This window comes from Streptomyces sp. NPDC004561 (assembly GCF_053602155.1).
This window is the reverse complement of record NZ_JBSGDB010000366.1, coordinates 1-9,026: the sequence shown is the minus strand read 5'-3', so window position 1 is coordinate 9,026 and position 9,026 is coordinate 1. Positions and strand designations below refer to the sequence as shown.

Sequence of the window (9,026 nt, the reverse complement as noted above, 5' to 3'; positions counted from 1 at the left end):
CCTGGTCTCCAAGTCGGGCACCCTCACCTACCAACTCATGCGCGAACTGCGGGACATCGGCTTCTCCACCTGCGTCGGCATCGGCGGCGACCCGGCCTCCAGGACTGCGGTCGTTACTCCTGCGCTGGTCAGCCGATGAGCCGCCGAGAGTCCGGCGATTCCGGCTCCCACGATGACGACGTCCACCTGGTACGCGGGCTCAAGCACGAGGCCCCTCCTGTGGTTGCGCGGCCGGTGGAGACGTCATGCCCCCAACAGGCTCCAGGGATACCCGAGTTCGGGTCGAGTATCGGGCGCGCGATCGGTCATAAGCAGTCGCGCATCAACAGGGCACGGTCGCATTGAGGTCGCATACGGTCACATCCGTTCCCCCGAGCCGCACCGCTTCCGGCCGCCCGGCCGCGCGGGGGCGGAGCGGAAGTCCGGTGCGGCGCGCGCGGCGGCCGCCTTAGGGTGATCGCCATGCCCGAGCCGCACATACGCATCGCCCTGCCCGCCGACGAGGCGGACCTCGCGCTCCTCGACCGGACCACCTGGTCCCCCCTGCACGCGGTGATGCCCGAACCGCAGCCGCCGTACGAGCCGTTCTTCGACGAGCGCCACCCCCCGGACCAGTACCTGGTCGCCGAGCTGGAGGGGCGCGTCGCCGGCTACCTCCGCCTCGCCCGACCGACCCCGCTCGCCTCGAACGCGCACGTTCTGGCGATCCAGGGCTTCGTCGTCGCGGAGGAGGCACGCGGGCGGGGGCTCGGGCGGGCCCTGATCCGGGCCGCCGTCGCGCACGCGCGCGGGCGCGGCGCGCGGCGCCTCACCCTCCGCGTGCTCGGGCACAACACCCCGGCCCGCAAGCTCTACGAGTCCGAGGGGTTCGCCGTCGAGGGCGTCCTGCCGGAGGAGTTCCTGCTCGACGGCGCGTACGTCGACGACGTCTTCATGGGCCGCGCCCTGTGACGCCCGCGCCCCGGCTCCCGGGGCCCGGCGGCTAGGAACTGACCAGCTTGCCCGTGTCCACCGCTCTGGTCGCCGTGGCCGCGCGCCGTCCGTCGCCCGTCACCTCGGACGCCGTGAGCGCGTACCCCGTCTCGTTGTCCGAGGTGGAGCGGGCGAACACCACCCCGAACACCCGCCCCTTCGTGGTCAGCAGCGGGCCGCCGGAGTTGCCGGGCCGGACCGTCGAGCGGATCGAGTAGATCTCCCGGGTGACCGCGCCGTCGTTGTAGATGTTCTGCCCGGTCGCCCGCAGCCGGCTCCCCACCGTCGCCGCCTGCAGATTCAGGCCGCCGTCCTGCGGATAGCCCGCGACCACCGCCGAGGCGCCACGCTTGGCACCGGTGTCGAAGTGCAGCACCGGGGCGCGCAGCCCGGGCACGTACAGCACCGCCACGTCCCGGTCGGCGTCGAAGAGCACCACCCGGGCCGGGTACGACCGCCCGACCCCGCCCACCCGGACGCTCGGGTGGTCGATGCCCGCCACCACGTGCGCGTTGGTCATCACATGCCGGGACGCGTAGACGAAGCCGCTGCCCTCCCGGCCCTCGTCGCCCGAGGCGCCCTCGACCTTCACCGTGCTCACCTTGGCGGCGTTCGTCGCGGCGGGCGTGACGCTGTCGCCGGTGGGCCGGGCCACCTGGGCCGTCGACTCGTTCTCGAACGGGTTGAAGACCTGCGGGAAGCCCGCCTCGGTCAGCGCGGACGTCGCCCGGGAGAACCACGCGGGCGTGGTGTCCGGCATCGCCTGCTGCACCGCGCCCAGCAGCGTCGAGTTCCGGATCGCCGTCGTCAGGGCCGGCGACGGGGCCGCGCTCAGCACGCTCGCCGCCACCCAGGCGACGATGAGCACCGCGACCGAGTTGGCCGCCGCGCCCCCGATCCCGTCCACCACGCGCAGCGGACCCCGGTCCAGCTCCCCGCGCAGCCGCAGCGCGAGCCGGCCCGCCAGCTCGTGCCCCACGACGGCGGGCACCAGCACCGTGAGCAGGGCGAGCACCGTCGCCGTCGCCGTCCCGCGCGCCACCAGGCCGGTGACCCACGGCAGCGCCCACACGCCGATGACGGCGCCGCCGACGAACCCGGCCAGCGACACGCATCCGGCCACCAGCCCGCGCCGGTAACCGGACGCCGCGTAGACGAGGACCACCAGCACAAGCACCAGGTCGAGCAGGTCCACGGAGCCGCCTTTCTCTAGGACTCCTCAGTACGGACGGGAAGGGCCCGCTGATCAGTCACAGCCCGGGTGCGGCCGCCGGACGGCGAACCGGCCACGTATGTGTGTACCCCCTGAAACGTCCCGGACCAGGACGATGGTTCCACCAGGTGGCACAACGCACATCGCGGGCGGTGCGAATCGGTCCGAGAGTGGGACCATGTCTGCCGTCCGAAGATCATCGGGAGCACGCGGTCCGCGCCCGTCGCGGATACCGCGGCTCCCCGGCCCCGTGCTGGTCCTGCTGGGGTCCCTGCCCGGTCTGATGGCCCTCGTGGCGATGGCCCTGTGGGCACACGGCATGGAGCGGCCCGCCTCGGTCCCCATCGACCGGCAAGCCGCGCTCGGCCTGGACCGGTCCGGCTCGTCCCGCGCACGGACCGCCCACAGCGCCGCCCGGCCGCGCATCGTGCCCCGCTCCGCCTGGCTGGACAGCACCACCGGGCACACCCAGCCGCCCCCGCGCTACGACGACAAGGTGGTCGCGGTCTTCATCCACCACACGGACTCGCCCAACGGCTACAAGTGCGCCGACGCGCCCAGCGTCATCCGCCACCTGTACACCGGCCAGACCGGCGCCCGGAGCTGGGACGACCTCGGCTACAACTTCGTCGTAGACCGCTGCGGCGCCATCTACGAGGGCCGCGCCGGAGGCGTCGACCGGCCCGTCACCGGCGCCCACGCCCAGGGCTTCAACCACCGCACCGCCGGCATCGCCGCCCTCGGCACGTTCACCGCGGGCGTCCCCGTGCCGCGCGCCATGACCGACGCCATAGCCGCCCTGGCCGCCTGGAAGCTCGGTCTCTCCGACATCGACCCGCGCGGCCGTGTCCGCCTGGTCTCCAGCAACGGCCGCAGCCGCTACAAGGCGGGCACCGCCGTCACCCTGCCCGCGGTGGCCGGCCACAGCGACGGCTACATGACGAGCTGCCCCGGCGCCGCCCTCAGCGCCAAGCTCCCCGCGATCAGGGAGGCGGCCGCCCGGCTGCAGGGCCGGCGGCCCACAGCGACACCACAGGCGACTCGCAGCCTGCTCCGATCCCCGAGTCCTACGGTCGTGCCCCACAGCAGCCGACCGGCACCGAGGACGGGGAAGCGATGAACGGTCGTACACAGCAGCACGCCGAGGCGGCCCGGCGGTCCGCGCCGGGCTCTTTGTGGGCCCGGGCGGCGCGCAGGCCCTGGACCGTGGTCTGCGTCGTCGCCGCGGTCGTGGTGGGGCCCGCCGCCGGCACGGCCTCGGCGCTCGACCGGGCCAACGCGGCACCGCCGCTGAACGTCCCGGAGCACGAGGCGGATCAGTCCTTGAAACGCTCCCAGAGCCTCGGATAGCGCTCGGCGAGGGCCGCCTCGTTCTCCAGGTCGATCGGCGTGCCCTCCGGTTCCGCGGGCATCGGCGCGATGCCGAGATCAGGGGCGACGGTGCCGGTGAGCTGCTCGTACGCCTCGTCCGCCGCGTACCCCAGCTCCTCGCCGTCGCCGTCGATCTCCTCGTCGAAGTCGCCCAGCAGCTCCGCCAGCGAGTCCGGGTCGTGCAGGGCGCCCTCGAACACCTCCCGGCCCTGGCCGATCAGCCAGCACCGGAAGAAGTCGAACGCGTCGTCGCTGGCCCCGTCGAGGAGCACCCAGGCGGCGCCCCACAGGTCCCAGCGGTAGCCGCGGTTGTAGCGGGCCTCGAAGTGCCGGGCGAAGTCCAGGACCTGCTCGGGGTCCAGCTGGAGCAGCCGGTCCACGAGCAGTTCGGCCTGCTCCTCGGGGTCGCCCTCGGCGGCCTCGCGGGTGGAATCGACCAGGTCCCAGAACTCCGTCTCGTCCATCACGGCACCAGCATCGGGCCTGTACCGGTGGGGCGCACGCGGAGTACGGCGGTCAGCGGGCGGATCGTTATCAGGCGTCCGTCGGCCGATGCCGGGCGTCCGGTCCCCGGTACAGCCGGGCGAGTCTGGCCGCGTCCCGCGCGAACCGCACCCGCAGATCTTCCGGCGCCAGCACCTCCACGTCCGGTCCGAGCGCGGTCAGCTGGGCGTGCGCGACCTCCTCCGACTCCACGGGCAGGGTCGCCGTCACCCACCCCTCGGCGTCCGGCCCGTCCGCCCCGCCGAGCGCCTCGCGCGCCGACAGCGGGTCGACGGCGTACGGCAGCCCGCGCACGCCCTGCGGAGACAGCCGTACGACGACCTCGGCGCGCAGGATCGACCGCGCGAACCGCTCGGCCTGGGCCGCCCAGTGACCGGGCAGGTCGAAGTCCTCGTCCCGGTGGAAGCGGGTGCCGGCCGGTTCCACGGCGGTGAACCGGTCGATGCGGTACGTCCGGAAGACACCCGCCTGCGGCACCCGCGCGCACAGGTACCAGGCCCCCGCCTTCAGCACCAGCCCGTACGGCTCCAGCGACCGCTCCGCCTCCGTGTCCCCGCGCCGGTACCGGGCGGTGACGCACCGGTCGTCCCACACCGCCTCGGCGATCGCCGGCAGCAGCGCGGGGGTCTCCGGCTCGCGGAACCAGGCAGGCGCGTCCAGATGGAACCGCTGGGCCGCCGTACGGGGAGCGTCCCGCAGGGACGGCAGCAGCGCCGCCGACACCTTCAGCCGGGCCGCCGACGCCACGTCCGCCAGCCCCATCTCCCCGAGCGCCCCCGGCACCCCGCTCAGGAACAGCGCCTCCGCCTCGCTCCTCGCGAGCCCGGTCAGCCGTGTGCGGTATCCGCCGACCAGCCGGTACCCGCCGGCCCGGCCCCGGTCCGCGTACACCGGGACCCCCGCCTCCGACAGCGCCTGGGCGTCCCGTGCCACGGTCCGCTCCGACACCTCCAGCTCCCGCGCCAGCTCGGCGGCGGTCATGGAGGGCCGGGACTGGAGCAGGAGCACCATCTTGATGAGGCGGGCGGCGCGCATGCGTTCATGATGCCGGGGGGCACCGACAGAGCCGCCCGCAGACGGAAGAAGGGGTACGGCGGCCGCCGTACCCCTTCACTCCTCACCGGACCGTGACGGTCACAGCCCGTACTTCTCGCGGGCTTCCTTCACGGACGTCGCCTTGACCTCGCCGCGCCGGGCGAGCTGGGCCAGGGCCGCGACGACGATCGACGGGGCGTCGACGCCGAAGTGGCGACGGGCGGCCGCACGGGTGTCCGACAGGCCGAAGCCGTCGGCGCCCAGCGAGGACCAGTCCTGCTCGACCCACTGCGCGATCTGGTCCGGGACCTGGCGCATGTAGTCGGAGACGGCCAGCACCGGGCCCTCGGCGCCCTGGAGCGCCTGGCGGACGAACGGCACGCGCTCCTCGCCGCGCAGCAGCGCCGCGTCGGCGTCCATCGCGTCCCGGCGCAGCTCGCCCCAGGAGGTCGCGGACCACACGTCGGCGGCCACGCCCCACTCGTCGGCGAGCAGCTTCTGGGCCTCCAGGGCCCAGTGGATGGCCGTGCCGGAACCCAGCAGCTGGATGCGCGGGGCGTTGGCCGGGACGGTCACCCCCGCGGACTCCGCCGTGTTGAACCGGTACAGGCCCTTGACGATGCCCTCGTCGATGCCGAGGCCCTGCGGCTTCGCGGGCTGCGGCAGCGGCTCGTTGTAGACCGTCAGGTAGTAGAAGACGTTCTGGTCCTCGCCCGGCTTGGCCTCGCCGTACATCCGGCGCAGACCCTCACGGACGATCACCGCGATCTCGTAGGCGAACGCGGGGTCGTACGACAGCGCCGCCGGGTTGGTCGCGGCGATCACCGGGGAGTGGCCGTCGGCGTGCTGCAGGCCCTCGCCCGTCAGCGTCGTACGGCCCGCCGTCGCGCCGACGAGGAAGCCGCGGCCGAGCTGGTCGCCGAGCTGCCACATCTGGTCGGCGGTGCGCTGCCAGCCGAACATCGAGTAGAAGATGTAGAACGGGATCATCGCCTCGCCGTGCGTCGCGTACGCGCTGGACGCGGCGATGAAGTCGGCCATCGAACCGGCCTCGGTGATCCCCTCGTTGAGGATCTGGCCGTTCTTGGCCTCCTTGTAGTACATCAGCTGGTCGCGGTCGACCGGCTCGTACGTCTGGCCCTTGGGGGAGTAGATCCCGAGCGACGGGAAGAGCGACTCCATGCCGAAGGTGCGTGCCTCGTCGGGGACGATCGGCACCCAGCGCCTACCGGTCTCCTTGTCGCGGACGAGGTCCTTGACCAGGCGGACGAAGGCCATGGTGGTGGCCACGTTCTGCGAGCCGGAGCCCTTGTCGAAGGCGGCGAAGGCCTTGTCGGCGGGGGCGGGCAGCGGGGCCAGCGCGTGGGTGCGGCGGGCCGGGGCGGGGCCGCCGAGGGCCGCGCGGCGCTCCTGGAGGTAGCGGACCTCGGGGGAGTCGGCGCCGGGGTGGCCGTAGGGGACCACGCCGTCGGCGAAGTCGCTGTCCTTGATCGGCAGGCCGAGCAGGTCGCGCATCGTCTTGAACTCGTCCACCGTCAGCTTCTTCATCTGGTGGTTGGCGTTCTTCGACGCGAAGCCCTCGCCGAGGGTGTGGCCCTTGACCGTCTGGGCCAGGATCACGGTCGGCGCGCCCTTGTGCTCGACGGCGGCCTTGTACGCGGCGTAGACCTTGCGGGCCTCGTGACCGCCGCGCGAGAGGTGGAAGCACTCGAGGATCTTGTCGTCGCTCAGCAGCTTCGCCATCTCGGCGAGCGCCGGGTCCTTGCCGAAGAAGTCCTCGCGGATGTAGGCGGCACCACGGGTCTGGTACGTCTGCACCTGCGCGTCCGGTACCTCGCGCAGCCGGCGTACGAGCGCGCCGGTGGTGTCGAGGGCGAACAGCTCGTCCCAGGCGGAGCCCCACAGGGTCTTGATGACGTTCCAGCCGGCACCGCGGAACTGGGCCTCCAGCTCCTGCACGATCTTGAAGTTGGCGCGGACCGGGCCGTCGAGGCGCTGCAGGTTGCAGTTGATGACGAAGGTGAGGTTGTCGAGCTCCTCACGGGCGGCGAGCGCGATGGCCGCCGTCGACTCGGGCTCGTCCATCTCGCCGTCGCCGAGGAACGCCCACACGTGGGAGGCGGAGACGTCCTTGATGCCGCGGCTGGTCAGGTAGCGGTTGAAGCGCGCCTGGTAGATCGCCGACAGCGGGCCGAGGCCCATGGAGACCGTCGGGAACTCCCACAGCCAGGGCAGCCGGCGCGGGTGCGGGTACGACGGCAGGCCGTTGCCGCCGGCCTCCTGGCGGAAGTTGTCGAGGTGCGCCTCGTCGAGGCGGCCGTCGAGGAAGGCGCGGGCGTAGATGCCGGGGGAGGCGTGGCCCTGGATGTACAGCTGGTCGCCGGAGCCGTCGCCCTCCTTGCCCTTGAAGAAGTGGTTGAAGCCGGTCTCGTAGAGCCAGGCCGCGGAGGCGAAGGTGGCGATGTGGCCGCCGACGCCGTGCTTCGCGCCCCGGGTCACCATCGCGGCCGCGTTCCAGCGGTTCCACGCGGTGATACGGGCCTCCATCTCCGGGTCGCCGGGCAGGCCCGGCTCGGCGGAGGTGGGGATGGTGTTGACGTAGTCCGTCTCGAGCAGCTTCGGCAGCGCGATGCCGCCCGCCTCGGCGCGTTCCAGCGTGCGGCGCATCAGGTATGCGGCGCGGTGCGGCCCGGCCTCCCTGGCGACGGCGTCGAGGGAGGCCTGCCACTCGGCGGTCTCCTCGGGGTCGCGGTCCGGGAGCTGGTCGAGCGCGCTCAGCTGGATGGCGTTGGGGTCGGTCATGTCGCCGCCTTCCTCAGTCGAAGGGGGTTCCCTCACAGGCAAGGGTTCGGGGGTGCCCTAGGTCTTTGGCAGGACAGGGCAGGTGACTTCGGTGGAAGTCCGTCGCGACTGTAACTCCCTGATCGATGATCGATCAAAGGGTTGAGGACGAAAACCTCTTGATTTCGAGAAAGTAGGCACCCGGTGCCTTTGAAATGGGCACCGGGTGCCGTGTTTGATCAGGGTTTTCGCAGGTGAGCGCAGGTATGCTCGACTGCGTCAGGCACGCGGGGCGCAGCCCAGCACATGGGCCTTCACCAGCTCGGCGATTCGCGGATCCCGCCGCTTGAAGGCCTGCACCAGCTCCTCGTGCTCCTCCGCGTACGACTGCTGCACCGTGCCCAGCCAGCGGATCGACAGGGCCGTGAAGACCTCGATGCCGAGGCCCTCCCAGGTGTGCAGCAGCACCGAGTTGTCCGCCGCGCGCACCAGTTCGCGGTGGAAACCGACCGTGTGGCGCACCTGGGCCGTGCCGTCGGCCTCGCGGTCGGCCTCGTACAGGGCCAGGACGTGGGGCTCCAGGGCCGAGCAGTCCACCGCGAGACGGTCCGCCGCCAGCTCCGCGGCGATGGCCTCCAGGCCCGCCCGGACGGGGTAGCTCTCCTCCAGGTCCGCCGCCGTCAGATTGCGTACCCGGACGCCCTTGTTCGGCGCGGACTCGATCAGCCGCAGGGACTCCAGCTCGCGCAGGGCCTCCCGGACCGGTGTCTGGCTGACCTCCAGCTCGGTGGCGATGCGCCGCTCCACGATCCGCTCACCCGGCTGCCAGCGCCCGCTGACGATCCCCTCCACGATGTGCTCGCGGATCTGCTCGCGCAGCGAGTGGACGACGGGCGCGGTCATGAGGGGCTCCTCCCGGGGGCTGACGTTTAGACAATACGGCGGGTTCGCTCCGCGGGTAGGGCGCGTGGGGGTGCTTTGGTGCAGGTGAGACGAGCCTTACACGGCGTAGAGCTGGGCAAAGAGCGCCTAACGGCCCGGTCCGTGCGTTGTCGCAGCGCGCCGGCATGAAGTTCCCCATGCCCAAGGAGCAGACGGGCTCCACCGGCCTGTCCGGCCAGCGCGGCTACCTCGTCGAGGCGGTCAAGCA

General features: G+C 72.4%; 8 protein-coding genes and 2 pseudogenes. 4 read left to right on the top strand and 6 right to left on the bottom strand.

The features are described from left to right. Positions 1-106 (top strand): annotated as a pseudogene (locus ACWEN3_RS34140) (succinate--CoA ligase subunit alpha); the annotation flags it as partial. Here ACWEN3_RS34140 and ACWEN3_RS34135 read toward each other — a convergent pair. Next, positions 94-207 (bottom strand): annotated as a pseudogene (locus ACWEN3_RS34135) (FAD-dependent oxidoreductase); the annotation flags it as partial. The pseudogenes ACWEN3_RS34140 and ACWEN3_RS34135 sit on opposite strands and share 13 nt — an antisense overlap. Positions 208-462: 255 nt before the next feature. Between ACWEN3_RS34135 and ACWEN3_RS34130 the strand changes: the two are divergent. Then, entirely contained in the window at positions 463-951 is a 489-nt protein-coding gene (locus ACWEN3_RS34130) for an N-acetyltransferase family protein (RefSeq protein WP_452978862.1), read from the top strand. A 31-nt stretch (positions 952-982) separates the two neighbouring features. Here the strand turns inward: ACWEN3_RS34130 and ACWEN3_RS34125 are convergent, their stop codons facing one another. Continuing rightward, positions 983-2,167: a MarP family serine protease gene (locus ACWEN3_RS34125; RefSeq protein ID WP_452978859.1), complete on the bottom strand. Its 1,185-nt coding sequence runs from the start codon at positions 2,165-2,167 to the stop codon at positions 983-985. A gap of 196 nt (positions 2,168-2,363) precedes the next feature. Between ACWEN3_RS34125 and ACWEN3_RS34120 the strand changes: the two genes are divergently transcribed. After that, positions 2,364-3,305 (top strand): peptidoglycan recognition protein family protein, encoded by a 942-nt coding sequence (locus ACWEN3_RS34120; protein ID WP_452978857.1) that lies wholly within the window; start codon positions 2,364-2,366, stop codon positions 3,303-3,305. Then, on the top strand, positions 3,302-3,535 hold the full coding sequence (locus tag ACWEN3_RS34115) for a hypothetical protein (RefSeq protein WP_452978854.1): 234 nt from the start codon (positions 3,302-3,304) through the stop codon (positions 3,533-3,535). The genes ACWEN3_RS34120 and ACWEN3_RS34115 overlap by 4 nt, the downstream gene beginning before the upstream one ends. Here the strand turns inward: ACWEN3_RS34115 and ACWEN3_RS34110 are convergent. The 4 genes from ACWEN3_RS34110 to ACWEN3_RS34095 form a co-directional block, all read right to left on the bottom strand. Next, positions 3,502-4,020 (bottom strand): DUF4240 domain-containing protein, encoded by a 519-nt coding sequence (locus ACWEN3_RS34110; RefSeq protein ID WP_452978851.1) that lies wholly within the window; start codon positions 4,018-4,020, stop codon positions 3,502-3,504. The genes ACWEN3_RS34115 and ACWEN3_RS34110 overlap by 34 nt on opposite strands. Before the next feature lie 70 nt (positions 4,021-4,090). Then, positions 4,091-5,095: a helix-turn-helix transcriptional regulator gene (locus tag ACWEN3_RS34105; RefSeq protein ID WP_452978849.1), complete on the bottom strand. Its 1,005-nt coding sequence runs from the start codon at positions 5,093-5,095 to the stop codon at positions 4,091-4,093. Between the two features lie 99 nt (positions 5,096-5,194). Further along, positions 5,195-7,897 carry a pyruvate dehydrogenase (acetyl-transferring), homodimeric type gene (aceE, locus tag ACWEN3_RS34100; RefSeq protein WP_452978846.1) on the bottom strand — a complete coding sequence of 901 codons (2,703 nt, stop codon included), beginning with the start codon at positions 7,895-7,897 and terminating at the stop codon, positions 5,195-5,197. Between the two features lie 258 nt (positions 7,898-8,155). Beyond that, positions 8,156-8,779, bottom strand: coding sequence for a GntR family transcriptional regulator (locus ACWEN3_RS34095; protein WP_452978843.1), 624 nt, complete (start codon positions 8,777-8,779; stop codon positions 8,156-8,158). Positions 8,780-9,026: the final 247 nt, after the last annotated feature.